Below are 15931 nucleotides of genomic sequence, written 5' to 3'. Positions count from 1 at the left end.
TTAGGATTCGCCCGATTCACGTTCGGTCTAATGTCCATGAACCACACTGCCCTCAAATTCGTCTCGATCCTCCTGGTGTGCTGTGTCCTGTCCGTCGGCGGATTGGCGCAGGCTCAGTCGGTCGAACATGCCGGGCACCATGCCCATCACCAGGCTGCCACCCATGGCACCGTGCTCTGCTCCTGGATGTGCGCCGCAGGGACGCTGTTCGACAGTGCGGTGGTTCCCTTTCAAGCCGAACTCAGCCTGATTGCGCTCGTCACACTTCCCGATTTGGCGCAGCCCTCGATCGAGCTGTGCCAGATTTCTTCCAGCCGCGCCCCTCCCTCTTTTTCTCTGTAGCTTTCGTGGCTCATCGGCTCGCAGCTGGGCCGTATCCGTGTTTCGCACGACCCATTGCGTGGGTTGAAGCGTAAGCGGATCGCGATTTCTTATCGAGAGAAAAGGACCAGCATCATCATGGCAGGGAAACGGTTCATCGTCGGATTCATTCTTAGTCTTGTCCTCGTTGTCTTTTCGTGGCCCGGAGCCCAGCCCGTTCAGGCCTCGTGCGGGTCCGTCACCTGTTTCGTCGTGATCGGGTCGCAGCAGCAGGTGTCGCCGGCAGGAGTCCTCACGGTCAACGGGTTTTACAATTACACGCGCCAGGGCACCCTCTTGAACGGAACCAGCGGGGTCATCCCAGCGGTCAATGTCGATAATCGACAGCTGATCCTGGGCCATCACCGCGAGCTCAAGACGATCTCTCAGACCTTTACGCTCGATTTGAACTATGGAGTGACGGATCGTTTGGGGATCGAGGTCGCCGTGCCCTACCTCAGGCGGAAGCACCAGCATCTCGATGGGCTGGGCGAGGTCAATAATGGCGACGGAGCCCTGACCAGCTTTTCAGACAATGGCATCGGCGATATCTTCATCAATGCCAAGTACAACGTGCTCCCATCGTTGAGCAGCATGCTGGTGACGGGCTTCGGGGTCTATGTGCCCACCGGCGATCACAAGCAAAGAACTGCCGGCGTGGGGACGACTGCCGAGACAATGGAGCCGTCGGCCCAACTGGGGCGGGGACAATTCGGGCTGCAAGGCTCGTTCTATCAGACCTACGAAATCATCCCCCATCGGGTGAGTCAGTTCACGTCCGGCAGCTATCGCCATACCTTCCGGAATAACGTCGGGTATCAATTCGGGGATCAATTCGATTTCAGTTTTGGAGCCAGCCTTGTGCCGAGCGAGTCGCTCTCGTGGCTGGTGCTCGTCAATCAATTCAACTATCGCTACATGGTGCATGATTCGTTCAGGGGGTCGCTTGCGCAATCATTGACTTCAAATGATCCGGGGTTCCCCGGCGAGGCAACCGTGCTGGATCCGGCCATTAAGAACCGCGCCGTTCCGACGACCGGTTCGACCTACTTCGCCTATTCGCCGGGATTTCAAATTGGGTTAGGGGAACTGGTCAAGTCGTCATTGACCGAGGGGATGTCCGCCTATTTCTATGCGCAGATTCCGGTGGCCCGCGATTTCAACGGGAACTTGGCGCAGAGCACGAGCTTCATCTTCGGGGTGACGAAGTCGTTTCAGTTGGTGAAGCCATCGTGAGCGGGACGTTTCAAAAATCGGGGAGACGACGATGAGAAGAGCCATTATTGGGGTTAGTGTTCTGGTCGCGGTGCTCGGACTCTCCGTCTTCGATGGGTGGAGCATGGGCTCCCGAGTCCCCGCGGTCGGGATGCAGGCGGAAGATTTTCGCCTGACAGATTTGGAGGGCAGCGTCCAGAGCCTCAGCCAGTATCGCGGCAAAATCGTGTTGCTGAACTTCTGGGCCACCTGGTGCAAGCCCTGCACGACCGAAATGCCGGCCATGCAAGCCAGCCTCGACAAGCTTCGAGACAGGGGGTTCGTGGTGCTCGCGATCAATGAGTTGGAAGATGAGGCGAAAGTGCGCGAGCACGTCAAGCAGAACGGCCATACGTTTCCGGTCCTCATGGATCGCGACAACAAAGTCGCCAACCAGTTCGGGGTGTTCGGGCTACCCGTAAGTGTGTTCATCGATCAGCAGGGCGTCATCCGGGAATATATCAAGGGCGGATTGCTCACCGAACAAAAGATCCGGGAGGTAGTTGATCGGCTTCTTACGACACCGATGGCGCAGGCCGAGTCCAAAGCCGAGAAAACATTCGCGAAGGTGGTGAGCAAGTGATGTTCCGTACGGACGGACAGTATCGCTTGCAAGGATGGGTGGTGTCCGGACTCTTTCACAGCCTTGCGCTGACCGTGGCCCTCGGGCTCATGGCACAGGTCAAACCGGTCGTGCCGAAAGAGGTGTTCACTTGGGACGTCGCATTGGTCGAACCACAATTGATTCAAGAAACGCGTCAAGCTGACAACAAGCCAACGCTGGAGCCTACTCAGTCGGCTCCGCGTCCGGCAGTCCCAGCCCCCAGTCAGCCTCAGACGGTTACGCAGGACGTGCAGCCCCGTGAGGTGACATCGGTTGTGCCGCGCGAGATCCGCCAGGCGGTCGAGACGAGTCAGCCGATTCAATCGACGGAGGCGGTACAAACGAGAACTGAGGCGGTCACGCAAGTCAGGGAACAACAACCGGCAGAGGTGCAGCAGGCTAAGCAGGCCGTAGTCGAGTCGGCTGCCCCTGCCGTTCGACATGAAGCCGTGACTCAGCCCGTGACAACTGAAGCCCCTATTCATCCGGTCGGAACACGCACTGTTGAGACTGCTTCCGTGACGCGGGATTCCGACCAGCCGCCAGCCTCTGCGCCGGCGGCTGCTGCCGCGAGCGATGCGAAGCCGGCTGAATTTGTCGCGCAGGAGTCTGCCTCGCAAGTGGCGATGGCCACCCGTCCGAACCCCGCAGTCAAAGCCGATTATGGTTGGCTAGCCGAATCGTTGAGGCGGAGACTAGCTGAAATCAAACGCTATCCCAGCGCCGCGCGGCTCAATGGCTGGGAGGGCAAGGTCGTGCTGCGGGCAGTCATTCGAGCCGATGGCCATCTGTCGGAGGTGAAGGTGCATAGAAGTTCCGGCCATGAGGTGCTCGATAACGCGGCTATGGAGGCCATCCGGTTGGTCTGTCCGCTGCATATGGCGAATGCGATGGGCGCTGCCGAAGTCGCGGTGTATGTGCCGATTGTCTATAGCCTTGGGGGTTAGTCGAGAGGAATCGCTTGAGTCGGTGCCTGGGGTGAGTGCGTGCCAAGGTGCATGCGCCGCGACGTGCAATTCTTCTCCATTTGTGGATCGAAGTGAGGCGCGCCATGATCGAACGGAAATTCAAAACCAAGAGATTGGCATGGATGGTCGGGATGGCGATCAGCGCCGCTTCGCTTGCGTCAATGGCGCTGGCCGAGCCGGATCAACCGTTGCGGTTTGGTCCGAAACTGACGACTGATCGTCCGGTCAGGGCGGTGGTCGGTCCTTCTGTCCGGATTGACGACGAAGGCCGTATCTCGCTCGCCTGGATGGAGGAGGACAAGGACCTACGCAGGGTCCTCTATGCCAGAACTGAGAAGTCGGGAGGACCGATCGGGGCTTCGGTCACCGTGAATCAGCCGACCGAGGCACCCTACATGCGGCAGGAAGCGCCGGCGCTGGCCGTGGCCGGAGACGACGTGTTCCTGACCTGGGCCTTGACCCATCCGAAACTGACAACGGACAAGCCGTTTTCGAACGAACTGAGGTTGAGCCGGTCAACGGACGGCGGCAAAACATTTCTGCCCTCCATCCTGGTAAATGACGACGAGCAGGTCATCGGCCATAGTTTCGACTCGATCCACGTCGCCCCTGATGGCGTCGTGCATGTGGCTTGGATCGATGGGCGGGAAGGCAAGAAGGAATCCGGGACCTTCGTGACCCGCTCGCTCGATCACGGTCGTACCGTCGCGAAGAACCTTAAGGTGGATGAGAACACCTGTGTCTGTTGCCGGACGTCGCTTACGACCGGGCCGGACGGGACGCTCTATGTGGCCTGGCGCAAGATTCTTCCTGGCGATCTCCGCGAAACAGTGGTCGCTCGTTCCACGGACGGCGGGCAGACCTTTACGACTCCGGTGATCGTCGGACAGGATCGCTGGGTGTTTCCCGGTTGTCCGCATCGGCCCGCTTCGATCGGGACGGACCGGCTCGGGCGGCTCTATGTGGTCTGGTATACCGAAGGCGTCGATGAGACTCCGGCTGTGTTCCTGGCCTATTCGGATGATCATGGGGAGACCTTCTCACCCAAGCAGAAACTGAACGTTTCCAAGGGAACCTTCCCGGACCATCCGCAGCTGGCGGTCGATCCGGAGGGGCGTCTCGTTATCGTCTGGGAAGAGCAGTCGCCGGTCCGGCGTGAAGTTGTGATGAGCCTGTCCCTTGATCGGGGCCAGACCTTCAGCACGCCGCAGAAATTAAATGAGAAGAAAGGTCAGACGCCTTCCCTCTCGATGAATGCGAAAGGGCTTGCTGCATTAGCTTGGATGGAACATGCCATGCCCGTTCATCGGATGGTCGTCCAGACCATCCAGCTACCGGCTGCGACGGCCCTCGCGAGGCAGGAGCCATAACGTGCCTGTGTCATTGAAGCAGATCTTGCTTGCCGCGATGCTCTCTCTCCTGAGCATCGTCTCGGCTGATGCCGCGCTTGCGAGCGACCCCTTCGTCTCGCTCAAGATGAGCCGGTGGCCGGCCGGGAGCCTGGTTCCGCCATTTGAACTCACGACGCTGGACGGCAAGGTTGTGAAGTCGAGTGAGTTGGCGGGGAAGGTCGTGCTGGTGAATTTTTGGGCCACCTGGTGCGGGCCCTGCAAAGAGGAAATGCCCTCACTTGCCCGCTTGCAGAAGCAATTGGATCCAGCACAATTTACCCTCCTGACGGTCACCACGGATCCGCAGCGCCAGGGCATCGCACACTTTCTGTCTCAGATGGGAGTCAGTTTGCCAGTGCTCTTCGATGAAGATCAGGACGTGTCACGGTCTTTCATGGTGCGCGGTCTCCCGACCACGATCATGATCGCGCGGGATGGTACGCTCGTCGGGCGCGCGGTCGGGCCTCGCGTCTGGGATAGTCTCGAGGCAGTGGCGGTGATGCGGCAGGTCATGGGGAGCGGGAAATGAGGAAGTGTTTCGTCCCGCTGGCCCTGGCCATTGCAGCCCTGTACCTGACGCTATCGGTCAGTGCCATGGCCTGTCTCTTTGCGCACGAGAGCCAGCCAGGCTCGGCTCATCATACAGGCGGCGTGACGCATTCTTCTCTCTGTGTCTGGGCCTGCCACGCTAATCCGACCGCGGCTGTGCCTCCAGCTATTCCATCGGCACAGCTCCTGTACGTTGTCGCAATGGGTGTGGCGGTCAATGTGGAACGTCCGGCACGTTCTGTATCGGATGGATTCTCATCCCGTGGTCCTCCCCTCCACTGATCCAATCTTCTTTTAGCAAGACTCCATTTTTCAGGGAATGCCCCAGCACGAGTCGCGTGACGACTTGGCTGGAGGCCTACGCCCTAAACTGCGTGATAACCGATTCATGACTTCGTATTGATGAGAAAGGTGCGCGACGATGATGATGTGTAAAGGGATGGTGATGGGGTGTGTGATGATCGTCGTTCTTGGAACGATCGGGGGAGGACAGGTTGAGGCTCAAACTCCAGACCAATCAGGAGAACAGGGAGCTGCTGTGGGGGGACAACCGATGGAACCTCTGCAGCCGGCCGGCGATTTACCTGTGCCGGAGATCGATCTGGCCGATGTGAGCATTGTGAGCCAGCGCGTTCAGAAACGGCCGGAAGGGGTGACCCTGTCCACTGTGACTTCTCAGGAGATAGAGTTGCGTCCCGGTCGTCACATGAAAGAGTCCTTCGATTCGATGCCAGGGGTGATCTTGCGGCAAGCGAACGGCCCACGCGACTTCTCCCTCAGCGTTCGAGGGTCCGGGGTGAAGACGTCGTTCGCCATTCGAGACTTCATGGTGTACGAAGATGGATTCATGCAAACCCAATCCGATGGTTTGTCCCGATTGGACATGCACGATCCCTGGTTTATGCGGAGCGTCGATGTCACACGCGGGGCCTCCTCTTCCTTGTACGGGAATTATGCACTCGGTGGGATGGTGCAGTTTCGGACCCGTCGTGGAAGCGATATCAATGGAGTGGAAACGCTCCTGGCCGGAGGGTCCTATGGGTATAACAAGCAGGGCATAGCCTTCGGGCAGCATACGGACAAGCTGGATCTTTCGTTCTTTGGCAGTAATGTTCGAGAAGATGGGTATGTCCGGCACAGTAACTATGAGACGCAAACAGTCAATTTTAACGCTCGGTACAGTATCGATGATCGCCAGACGCTCTATTTTAAAGCCATCAGCAACTGGCTGGACGCGAAAGTCCCCACCCGTCTCACCGAAGCGCAGTTCAATGCCAATGATCGCCAGGCGGGAGGCTCTCAAACTTCGTGCACGAGGAATACCTATAATGCCAATTGCGCTGACGCGAATATGTTGGGCCAAAAACGGACCGATCGACGAACCAATGTAGGGGCTATCTATGAACGAGAGATCGACGCAAGCACCGTGTTGACGGTGCATGGGGCCTACGACGAAAAAGACATCAACCAGTACTTCTCTCAGGTCACGGACAACATCAACCAGAATTTTTATCACTACACGGATTTGCGGCACAATGGCCGCATCGGGGACATGCCGCTCAAGAGCTATGCGGGAGTCTTTTTCAACCGCATGAAACAGGACGGAGAGACCTTCCAGAATATGGCCGATGGTATCGGCACCAAAGGGCTCAAGATTCAGGACAATCAAGGATGGATCCAAAACATGGGGATCCGTTTTCGTGAAGAGCTGGAATTTGTGCCCAAATGGACCTTGGCAGCAGGGCTGGGGTATGAGCGGTCGCATCTGAATGTCCATGCCGTCGTGCTCAATAGCGGCGCTAGTAATTCCAATCAAGCCGTGACGCGCGATTTTGACAATTGGGCGCCGGAGATGTCGCTGACCTGGAAGCCGGCGGAAGGCTATCGGCATTGGATTCGCGCCTCGACGGGCTACGCCATCCCACAGATCTCTCAACTCACGAGAAATCCCACCACGGGACTTCCTGGGGAAAACTTCCAGCTGAAGCCCCAGAAGAATTACAACATGGAAATCGGGACCGCGTCACAGTTGAGCAAGACGCTGTCTATCGAGTTGGTGGGGTTTTGGGTCTTCGTCCACAACGAGTTCATCAGCCAGTCGATTGGCACCGCGAGCAATACGGCGACAGTCAATGCCGATCTGTCGCAGTATCGAGGGGTGGAGCTGGCCTATGATTGGCGGCCCATCGAGGCCTGGAGGTTCGCAGGGGCCTATACCCATACCATTGCCAACTACGTCAATTTTCAGGATGTATCGGCCAGTGTTCCCACGTCACGGGATGGCAAGAAGGTGCCGAATGTGCCGGTCGATTATCTGAACGCCAAAGTCGAATATGACCAAGTGGCCTATGGGCACAAGCCAGCCGGGTGGGGCGCGTGGATACAAGGGAGTTGGATGAACAGCTACCTGCTGAACAATGCCAACACGATCGGCATTCCGGCCTATCTCATCGGGAATGCGAATATTCACTATGAGCAGCCCTTGGCCAATAATGCCTGGTTCCGCTTCGCGAAGATGTATGTCGAGGTGAATAACATTGCTGATACGAAATATGCGGCGTCGGGTCAGGTGACATCGGCAAATAGTATGGTTTCCAATTCGACGCAGCTCTACTTCGCCGGCTATGGGCGATCCGCCTATGCCGGGGTTACGTTAGGGTTCTAATGGTCGTTCTGCGTGAGGGGAAACGAGTCTCTCACGTTGAAGGGGAGTCAATCATGGAAAAGACACTCTTGCGGGTTCATGAGGCGGCTGGGGACAGACTGGCTGACAGACGGAGGATGGACTTATGGAGTTTCTGAAGGAACTCGTCGAGTACGGTGTCATCGGGCTCTTGCTGGGGCTGAGTGTCTGGGCTATCGGGGTGGCGGTGGAGCGCTGGCTGTTCTACCGGCGGGTGGATGTCCGTCAGTTTCCCACGCTGGACCTGTGCGAGGTCGCGTTGACCAGGCGGCTGGTGGTGATCGGCACCGTGGCGGCCAATGCGCCCTACATCGGTTTGCTCGGGACGGTCCTCGGCATTATGCTGACGTTTCACACGATGGGTACGTCAGGTGCGTTGGCGGTGACGACGATCATGATCGGCCTGAGCCTTGCGCTCAAGGCCACAGCGGCGGGACTGCTGGTCGCCATTCCTTGCGTGGTCATGAACAACGTCCTCCGGCGCCGCGTCAGCGAACTCCTCGCGCAGTACAAGGTGCAGCATGGATCGTGAGCTGAATCAAATCAATGTTATTCCACTCGTGGATGTGATGCTCGTCCTTCTTGTCATCGTCTTGACGACAGCCACATTCATTACAGCCGGCCAGATTCCAGTCAATCTGGCCAAAGTTGCCACGGCCGGAGACCGGCAGGATACCCCGCTCATTATGACCGTCACGGCGGAGGGTGAATTGTTCGTGAACGATCGCTCGGTCACCGACGAGCAACTCGACGCCACGCTCCTCACCCATCCCCGCGAGTCGCTGGTTCTGGTTCGTGCCGACAAAGCTACGCGACTTGAGCGGTTTGTTACTATCGTCGATCGCGTTCGTGGGCTCGGCTTCCGACAGGTCAGTCTGGAGGTCATTCGCATGTGATCCCGATTATTCTCGCCTGGAGACTCGACGGATTTGTGATCAAGATTTTCACCGACCTCAGAGATCACGACAGCTCGTCCCATCGTGAGACTTGTAGCATCCGTGAGCAGGCGTCAATAGATAGGCGGACGGCTGTCGCGCATAGAAGTGACAACATGGAGAGCCCAGAAACGCGTTCTCGTGCGTTTCCGACGGTTTTCTTCGTTCTTGTCGGACGAGCTATACGTTCGGCGTGACGAAGTATTTTCAGCTGGGCGGGAAAGTCTAGCGCCGGCCCGTCCCCTCGATCGCTCGACAGGCGGAGGCTCGGGTCACCTGGGCCTCCGTTCCGCGCTCCGCTCGTTGATTTCGCGGGTGGTCCACCGTATAGTTGAACGGTCTGCCCGATTTGCCAGGAGCGCGACGTTGATTTCTTTTGCACGATACCGCCTCCTCATCGTTTTCGGAATATGTGTTTGGGGTTATCCCATCGTCGGTCCGATTCACGCTTCTCCTCCTAGCGATTCCAATAAACGTCCGGTCGAACGGGCCGCTGAGCTGTTCAAGTCCGGCGATACCGATGGCGCGATTGCCCTGTTGACGAAGGCCACGGAGCTCAATCCCTCCTCTGCCGAGGCCTACCACCTCCTCGGGCGGGTGTATTTTCACGGTAAGAAAAAGCCACACGAGGCCACTGACGCGTTCTTGCATGCGCTCAAGCTGAAGCCTGCCTATCCCGAAGCGTTGAACGATCTGGCGGAAGTGTATCTGGCACAGGGGAAGTCTGCGGAGGCGGAACAGGCGCTCAGGCGGGCCATCGAGATCGACCCCAGGCACGATGATTCCTATGTGGATTTGGCGAAGCTCTATGAGGGCCGGCGTGATGTGGCTGCCGCGGCAAAAACCTATCAGAGTCTGCTGGCGTTTCGTCCCGCCCATCCCGACGCGCTCTTCGGGCTGGCGATGTTGCATGAGGGCCAGGGGGAGAACAAGTCGGCTCACGATTTGTTGATGCGGTTGACGAAGGCGAATCCCAAACATGCCGATGCCTGGTATCACATTGGGCGCTTAGCGGAGCGGGGGAACGATTTGCTGGAAGCAGCCTACGCCTATAAGCAAGCTGTCGCGGCCAAGCCGGATCTGGTCGATGCCCACTATAATCTGGGATTCATCCTGCGAAGCCAGGGCAAGCCGGCCGATGCGGAGCGGGAATTTCTGGAGGTCCTGCGGTACCGCCCCGAGTATGCCGAAGCCCACATGAACTTAGGCGTGATCTATACCGGGCTGAACAGGCTTGAAGAGGCGGAACAGTCCTACGAGCGAGCTGTCGAGTTGAAGCCGGACTATGCGGAGGCCCATTACAACTTGGGGGTCTTCTATGAGTTGCATCGGAAAGACTTGGCGAAAGCGCTGGCGCAATATCACAAATACCGGAACCTCGGCGGGCGCGACGATCGCGTGGAGCGTATCGTCGGGCTGGGGAGTCGATGACCCGTTCGATGTTGTGACGGGCGGATGGTCGCAGTGATCATGGACGACAGCGTGATCGCCTCGGAGCCTGGCCGGTGCCCGAGGCGTTGTTATTTCCGGCGGGCGTACATCGATACAGCAGAGAGTGTTTTCTCGGCACATTGGCTATCATGAACGAGCAGGTTGATTCAGGAAAGGAGTCGCGTATGGTGAAGAGACAGGGTGCGCAATGGGCCGCGGTATGGGCGATGGTAGGGGTCGTGGTCTTGTGGGGCACAGTTGCCGCAGCCGCATCCCCCGAGTTGAAGGGGAAGTTCGAAATCCTCCAGGGCGAAGTGTCTACCCATACGCCTGGCAAGGTGAAGTTAATTGAGTTCGCCGATTTCTACTGTCCCCATTGTCACCGGTTCGACGGGGAAGGTTTGGCCCTGCTGGAAAAAGAGTTCGGGAGCAAGCTTGAGGCGACGATGGTGGGGTTCCCGGTGATTCATGGGAAATTACCGACCCCCTTCGACATGTATGAGCAGGCGAAGATGATGGGCAAGGGGAAAGAAATCAAAGCGGTCCTCTTTCGCACCATCCATAAAGACAAGATCACCGGCGTGCTGGACCGTTCGTTGCGGGAAGTCTTGATCAAGGAAGTCGGGCTCGACCCGAAAGCCTTTGAAGAGGGGATGGCCAGCGGGAAGCCGGCTAAGTTATTCGAGGACGGACGCAAGTGGGGCGAGCGCATCAAGGTGCAGCAGACCCCGACCGTGCTCCTCGATGGAAATATCAAGACGGAGACGATCGATCCGGAGAATATCAGGTTGATCATCCAGAGCATTCTGGATGGAGATAAGAAGAAGTGATGAAGAGCGGCCGCAGGCAGACGATCTCTTTGCTCCCAGAGCGCACACGATGAAACTGTGCTCGCTCGATGGGCGCAGTCGAGATCATCTGTCTGTGGCCACGGTTGGGGGTTGGTGTGGAAATCGATCCAATTTGCGGGATGACGGTCGATCCGGCTAGGGCGGCCGGCCATCATGACCATCGCGGTCAGCGCTATTACTTTTGTGGTCTGTCCTGCCTGGAACGATTCAAGGCCGATCCGGAGTTGGCGTTGCAGCCACAGCCGGTCAGTGCTGCGAAGCCAACCACAAGAAAACCCCTTCCGATGATGCAGCAAGCTCCGATCCTGACAGGAGCCATCGATCCCGTCTGCGGGATGAGGGTCCAGCAGGCCACGGCTGCCGGCTCCTCTGAGTATCAGGGGAAGACCTACTACTTCTGTGCCACGAGTTGCCTTGCCAAGTTTCGGGCGGACCCGATCCATTATCTGACTCCTCCTGAGCAGCGCGTGCTTCGCTCGATGCCGATTCCATCCGGTGGGGTGGTCGAGTACATCTGTCCGATGGACCCGGAGGTGCTTGAGAACAAGCCGGGGGCCTGCCGGATTTGCGGGATGGCGCTGGAGCCCAAAGTCGTCTCGCTCGAAGAGGAAGGGAATCCGGAGCTTGAAGAGATGAGCCGGCGGTTTTGGATCTGCCTCGGGCCTGCCCTCGTCGTTATGTTCTTAGCCATGGCCGAGATGATTCCTGGCCTGTCGCTACCACAGGCCTTCACCGGCTCCTCGAAGAACTGGGTGCAATGGCTGCTGGCGACGCCGGTGGTGCTCTGGGGCGGCTGGCCGTTTTTCCAGCGAGGCTGGATCTCGGTGGTGAATCGGGCCTCCAATATGTTCACGCTCATTGCCATTGGAACTGGCGCTGCCTATGGCTACAGCACGGTGGCCACTGTGGCTCCGGCGCTGCTTCCCGCTTCCTTCCGGCTGCATGACGGGTCGATCGCGGTCTATTTCGAGGCGGCGGCCATTATTACGGTGCTCGTCTTGCTCGGCCAGGTGCTTGAGCTGAAGGCTAGGAGCCAGACGAGCTCCGCGATTCGCGCCCTGCTCCGGCTGGCGCCAAAAACCGCCAGGCTCATCAAATCGGACGGGCAGGAAGAAGACGTGCCGCTCGAACAGATCCAGGTGGGCTATCGATTGCGCGTCAGGCCGGGAGAACGAGTGCCGGTCGATGGGATGGTCCAGGAAGGTTCGACGTCTGTAGATGAATCCATGATCACGGGGGAATCGATTCCTATCGAGAAAACCGTTGGAGATTCGGTGACCGGCGGGACCATTAACGGAACTGGCGGAATAGTGATGGTGGCGGAACGGGTCGGGCGAGATACGATGCTCGCCAGGATTGTGCAGATGGTCAGCGAGGCGCAGCGGAGCCGGGCGCCGATCCAGCGCATTGCGGATGTGACCGCGGCCTATTTTGTCCCGCTGGTTGTGGCTGCTTCGTTGATCACGGCAGTGGCTTGGGCGATCTGGGGGCCTGAGCCGAAGCTGGCCTATGCGCTGGTCAATGCCGTGGCGGTTTTGATTATCGCCTGTCCCTGCGCGTTGGGATTGGCGACGCCGATGTCGATCATGGTGGGGACCGGGCGCGGCGCGACGGTCGGCGTCTTGGTGAAGAAGGCGGAGGCGCTGGAGATTTTCGGCAAGGTGGATACGCTCGTAATCGATAAGACCGGGACCCTCACGGAGGGGAAACCGAAATTGCTGTCAGTGCATGTCGTGACGCCCTGGTCCGAGGCTGAGCTGTTGCGTCTCGCCGCGAGCCTTGAACGAAGCAGTGAGCATCCGTTGGCAGCGGCGGTGGTGGCGGGGGCGGAAGGGCGAGGGATCGCTGTTGTCCCGGTCGAAGACTTTCGCTCTGTGACGGGGAAGGGCGTGACCGGGACTGTGGCCGGTCGTCGCGTGGCCATCGGGACGGTGGCATTTTTACGCGATGACATCGGCCTGTCCGGCCAGAGCCTCACGCAGTTGGACGACGACGCGGCTGCGCTTCGTCATGAAGGGCAGACGGTCCTGTTTGTGGCTGTCGATGGGCAGGCTGCCGGCATTCTGGGCGTGGCAGATCCGATCAAGGCTTCTACTCATGCCGCTGTGCAGGAACTCAAGGCCGAAGGTATCCGCATCGTCATGCTGACGGGTGATCATCACGATACGGCTGAGGCAGTGGCCAGGCAACTCGGCATTGAGGAGGTTCTGGCGGATGTCCTGCCGGAGCAAAAGGGCCAAATCATCGCCCGTCTCAAGTCGCAAGGCCGTGTGGTGGCGATGGCGGGAGACGGCGTTAACGATGCGCCGGCCTTGGCGTTGGCCGATGTCGGGATTGCGATGGGAACCGGGGCGGACACGGCCATCGAGAGCGCGGGGATGACGCTGGTAAAGGGGGATCTGCGCGGACTGCTCCGTGCGCGGAGGCTGAGCCAGGCCACGATGCGGAACATCCGGCAAAATCTCCTGTTCGCCTTTCTCTATAATGTGATCGGGGTGCCGGTTGCGGCAGGCGCGCTCTATCCGGTCTGGGGCATCCTCTTGAGCCCCATGATCGCCAGTGCTGCGATGACGTTTAGCTCCGTGTCCGTTATCTCCAACGCACTCCGGCTGCGCCATGTGGAATTGTAAGTGCGCCTTCGACGCATGCATGCTAGGCTACGGTCGTTTGTCGGTGATCGAGCGGAGACAAATTTCATGAAGGATCGTGGCATGTTTCGAGTAAATTTTCTTTTGCGACTCGTGATCGGACTCTGTCTGGGGAGCTCGATCGTGACCGGGACTGTTCTGGCCGGCGCCCGTGCGATCCCTGTGGCGGGCGGAGGCGATCTCCAGGCGCAGGTCAAGGCGACCGCAACCAAAGTGACTCCCGCTGTCGTCAGCATCGGGTCAACGGTGATGGTGCGGGATCAAGCTTTCAGCGACGAAGGGCTCCCGTTCGGCCTGTTCAAGGACGCCCCGCCGCGCCGTCAATATGGCCAGGGTTCCGGCGTGATTGTGTCGCCGGACGGGTACATTCTGACGAATAACCATGTCATTGCCGATGCGGTCGATGTGGAAGTGATTCTCGCAGACCGGCGGCAATATAAAGGACGAGTGGTGGCCACCGATCCGAAGACCGACGTGGCTGTCGTGAAAATTCAGGCGACGAATCTCCCGACCGTGACCTGGGGGGATTCGAGCACGCTTGCCGTCGGAGAATTTGTGCTCGCGATCGGCAATCCATTGGGGTTGAGTCGCAGTGTGACGTTCGGCATTGTCAGCGCCGTCGGCCGCGCCGATGTCGGAGTCGCCGACTTCGAAGATTTCATTCAGACCGATGCGCCGATCAATCCCGGCAACTCTGGCGGAGCCTTGGTGACCATCAACGGAGAGTTGGTGGGGATCAATACGGCCATCGCCAGTCCGACCGGCGGGAGCGTCGGCGTGGGCTTTGCCATTCCGAGCAATATGGCCAGGGCTGCCATGCAGAGCCTGCTCAAGACCGGGCGTGTGGTCCGAGGATTTCTCGGCGCTTCGACGCAGGATGTCACGCCTCTGCTCGGCAAGATTTTTCGCCTACCCGATGTGAAGGGCGCAATCGTGACCGATGTGCAGGCCAAGGGGTCGGCCGAAAAAGCCGGCCTCAAACGCGGTGATGTGGTGGTGCGATTCGACGGGCATGACGTGATGGACAGCGGACATCTCCGGAACCTCGTGGCCGCCTCGACGATCGGGAGTAAGCACCGGTTGGATCTCCTGCGCGAGAGCAAACCGTACCAGGCTGACCTGGTGGTGCAGGAGGCGCCGCGTGAACGGACCAAGAAGAGCCAGACCCCATCGGCCGCAGTCTCCACGGTGCATCCTCTCGCCGGCGTGGTCTTCGACGATGTGACCGTGCCGCTGGCCCGGCAGATGGATCTGGCCGTCACCAGCGGAGTAGTGGTGACTGATATTGAGGAAGGCAGTCTGGCCGAATCGTCAGGCCTTCAGCCCGGCGATGTGGTGCTGGAGCTTAATCGTCAGCATATTTCCAGCTTCGCTGTATTTCAGCGGCTAGCCGATCCGATGAAACCCTCCGATCTTGCGCTCCTGCTGGTCAACCGGCAGGGGAGCGTTCTCTACATCCCGATTCAATCAGAATAAGCGTGCGCGGGGCGGCCAGGCCGCCTCACGTGCTCGCGCAACGCGCACGCTCAGAAGGTGCTCGTTGGACGCGCGCAGTCTGAGGCGGCCTGGCCGCCCCGCTTTGGGAGAGAAAAAATCCAAAGCGAAGGCGCACGATGAAGTTCTGCCCGCTAGACACCCTCAGCCCAAGTTAACAGCCCCCTGTTGAAGAAATAGATTTCCGCCAACTGCGCTCCGCTTGACTGTGGCGATTCGTCGTTGATTTGCGCCTCACATGATGCTACGTTTTTAAAAGACGTGCTACTTGCGGGGGGGGGTACCATGAAGAAACTGATTCGATTCGGCGTGTCGCTGGACCAGCATCTGCTCGACAGTTTTGATCGGCACATCAAGAAGCGAAAATATACGAATCGCTCGGAGGCGTTGCGGGACCTGATTCGGGACAATCTGGTCGGGCAGGAGTGGGATGACGACAAAGAGACGATCGGGACGATCACGTTCGTCTACGACCATCATGTGCGCGACTTGAGCAGGAAGCTCACCGACATTCAGCACCGCTACCAGCCCCTTATTGTGTCCGGGATGCATGTGCATCTCGATCATGACCATTGCTTGGAAGTGTTGGTCGTGAAAGGCAAGGGCTCTGCCATCAGGAAGGTTGCCGATACTCTCATCGGGACCAAGGGAGTTAAGCACGGGAAGCTGGCAACGACCACCACGGGAAAAGATTTGAGCTGAGCGTCCTTGTGAGTCTTCGTAGCCTCTTCCTCCATCTCACTGCATTGTTGTTCCTTGTCTC

15 protein-coding genes are annotated in these 15931 nt (G+C 58.7%); all 15 read left to right on the top strand.

Annotated features, from left to right (window positions below; all coding sequences use genetic code 11):
- The first annotated feature begins 36 nt into the window (after positions 1-36).
- The 15 genes from NT179_06555 to nikR all read left to right on the top strand — a co-directional run bounded on the left by NT179_06555 (position 37) and on the right by nikR (position 15870).
- On the top strand, positions 37-342 hold the full coding sequence (locus NT179_06555; protein MCX5721676.1) for a hypothetical protein: 306 nt from the start codon (positions 37-39) through the stop codon (positions 340-342).
- A 117-nt stretch (positions 343-459) separates the two neighbouring features.
- Positions 460-1596 carry a hypothetical protein gene (locus NT179_06550; GenBank protein MCX5721675.1) on the top strand — a complete coding sequence of 379 codons (1137 nt, stop codon included), beginning with the start codon at positions 460-462 and terminating at the stop codon, positions 1594-1596.
- A 31-nt stretch (positions 1597-1627) separates the two neighbouring features.
- Complete coding sequence (locus NT179_06545) at positions 1628-2197, top strand: TlpA disulfide reductase family protein (GenBank protein ID MCX5721674.1); 570 nt, start codon at positions 1628-1630, stop codon at positions 2195-2197.
- The gene (locus tag NT179_06540; GenBank protein MCX5721673.1) at positions 2197-3165 is read left to right on the top strand and encodes a TonB family protein; all 969 of its coding nucleotides are present in this window, start codon (positions 2197-2199) and stop codon (positions 3163-3165) included. The genes NT179_06545 and NT179_06540 overlap by 1 nt, the downstream gene beginning before the upstream one ends.
- A gap of 104 nt (positions 3166-3269) precedes the next feature.
- Entirely contained in the window at positions 3270-4556 is a 1287-nt protein-coding gene (locus NT179_06535; GenBank protein MCX5721672.1) for a sialidase family protein, read from the top strand.
- Position 4557: 1 nt separating this feature from the next.
- On the top strand, positions 4558-5106 hold the full coding sequence (locus NT179_06530) for a TlpA disulfide reductase family protein (protein MCX5721671.1): 549 nt from the start codon (positions 4558-4560) through the stop codon (positions 5104-5106).
- Entirely contained in the window at positions 5103-5408 is a 306-nt protein-coding gene (locus NT179_06525) for a hypothetical protein (GenBank protein ID MCX5721670.1), read from the top strand. Before NT179_06530 ends, NT179_06525 begins: the two co-directional genes overlap by 4 nt.
- 139 nt (positions 5409-5547) lie before the next feature.
- Positions 5548-7791, top strand: a complete 2244-nt coding sequence (locus NT179_06520) for a TonB-dependent receptor (protein ID MCX5721669.1) — start codon at positions 5548-5550, stop codon at positions 7789-7791.
- A 124-nt stretch (positions 7792-7915) separates the two neighbouring features.
- On the top strand, positions 7916-8341 hold the full coding sequence (exbB, locus tag NT179_06515) for a TonB-system energizer ExbB (protein MCX5721668.1): 426 nt from the start codon (positions 7916-7918) through the stop codon (positions 8339-8341).
- Positions 8331-8705 (top strand): biopolymer transporter ExbD, encoded by a 375-nt coding sequence (locus NT179_06510; GenBank protein MCX5721667.1) that lies wholly within the window; start codon positions 8331-8333, stop codon positions 8703-8705. The genes exbB and NT179_06510 overlap by 11 nt, the downstream gene beginning before the upstream one ends.
- A gap of 405 nt (positions 8706-9110) precedes the next feature.
- Complete coding sequence (locus tag NT179_06505; protein MCX5721666.1) at positions 9111-10175, top strand: tetratricopeptide repeat protein; 1065 nt, start codon at positions 9111-9113, stop codon at positions 10173-10175.
- Positions 10176-10360: 185 nt separating this feature from the next.
- On the top strand, positions 10361-11005 hold the full coding sequence (locus NT179_06500; GenBank protein MCX5721665.1) for a thioredoxin domain-containing protein: 645 nt from the start codon (positions 10361-10363) through the stop codon (positions 11003-11005).
- Positions 11006-11073: 68 nt separating this feature from the next.
- Positions 11074-13656, top strand: coding sequence for a heavy metal translocating P-type ATPase (locus NT179_06495; protein MCX5721664.1), 2583 nt, complete (start codon positions 11074-11076; stop codon positions 13654-13656).
- Between the two features lie 81 nt (positions 13657-13737).
- Complete coding sequence (locus NT179_06490; protein MCX5721663.1) at positions 13738-15150, top strand: Do family serine endopeptidase; 1413 nt, start codon at positions 13738-13740, stop codon at positions 15148-15150.
- 303 nt (positions 15151-15453) lie between these two features.
- Complete coding sequence (gene nikR, locus NT179_06485; GenBank protein MCX5721662.1) at positions 15454-15870, top strand: nickel-responsive transcriptional regulator NikR; 417 nt, start codon at positions 15454-15456, stop codon at positions 15868-15870.
- Positions 15871-15931: the final 61 nt, after the last annotated feature.

This window comes from Nitrospirota bacterium, assembly GCA_026387665.1.
In the GTDB taxonomy this organism is placed as follows: Bacteria; Nitrospirota; Nitrospiria; order Nitrospirales; family Nitrospiraceae; genus Palsa-1315.
Note: the sequence above shows the minus strand (reverse complement) of the source record. Positions and strands in the feature narration are given on the sequence as shown.

What these genes read in the sequence shown, in the direction of transcription:
- NT179_06545 (MCX5721674.1), top strand. Translation starts at nt 1,628, where the DNA reads ATGAGAAGAGCCATTATTGGGGTTAGTGTTCTGGTCGCGGTGCTCGGA.
- NT179_06490 (MCX5721663.1), top strand. Translation starts at nt 13,738, where the DNA reads ATGTTTCGAGTAAATTTTCTTTTGCGACTCGTGATCGGACTCTGTCTG.
- NT179_06525 (MCX5721670.1), top strand. Translation starts at nt 5,103, where the DNA reads ATGAGGAAGTGTTTCGTCCCGCTGGCCCTGGCCATTGCAGCCCTGTAC.
- NT179_06555 (MCX5721676.1), top strand. Translation starts at nt 37, where the DNA reads ATGAACCACACTGCCCTCAAATTCGTCTCGATCCTCCTGGTGTGCTGT.
- nikR (MCX5721662.1), top strand. Translation starts at nt 15,454, where the DNA reads ATGAAGAAACTGATTCGATTCGGCGTGTCGCTGGACCAGCATCTGCTC.
- NT179_06500 (MCX5721665.1), top strand. Translation starts at nt 10,361, where the DNA reads ATGGTGAAGAGACAGGGTGCGCAATGGGCCGCGGTATGGGCGATGGTA.
- NT179_06520 (MCX5721669.1), top strand. Translation starts at nt 5,548, where the DNA reads ATGATGATGTGTAAAGGGATGGTGATGGGGTGTGTGATGATCGTCGTT.
- NT179_06550 (MCX5721675.1), top strand. Translation starts at nt 460, where the DNA reads ATGGCAGGGAAACGGTTCATCGTCGGATTCATTCTTAGTCTTGTCCTC.
- NT179_06510 (MCX5721667.1), top strand. Translation starts at nt 8,331, where the DNA reads ATGGATCGTGAGCTGAATCAAATCAATGTTATTCCACTCGTGGATGTG.
- NT179_06540 (MCX5721673.1), top strand. Translation starts at nt 2,197, where the DNA reads ATGTTCCGTACGGACGGACAGTATCGCTTGCAAGGATGGGTGGTGTCC.
- exbB (MCX5721668.1), top strand. Translation starts at nt 7,916, where the DNA reads ATGGAGTTTCTGAAGGAACTCGTCGAGTACGGTGTCATCGGGCTCTTG.
- NT179_06495 (MCX5721664.1), top strand. Translation starts at nt 11,074, where the DNA reads ATGGGCGCAGTCGAGATCATCTGTCTGTGGCCACGGTTGGGGGTTGGT.
- NT179_06535 (MCX5721672.1), top strand. Translation starts at nt 3,270, where the DNA reads ATGATCGAACGGAAATTCAAAACCAAGAGATTGGCATGGATGGTCGGG.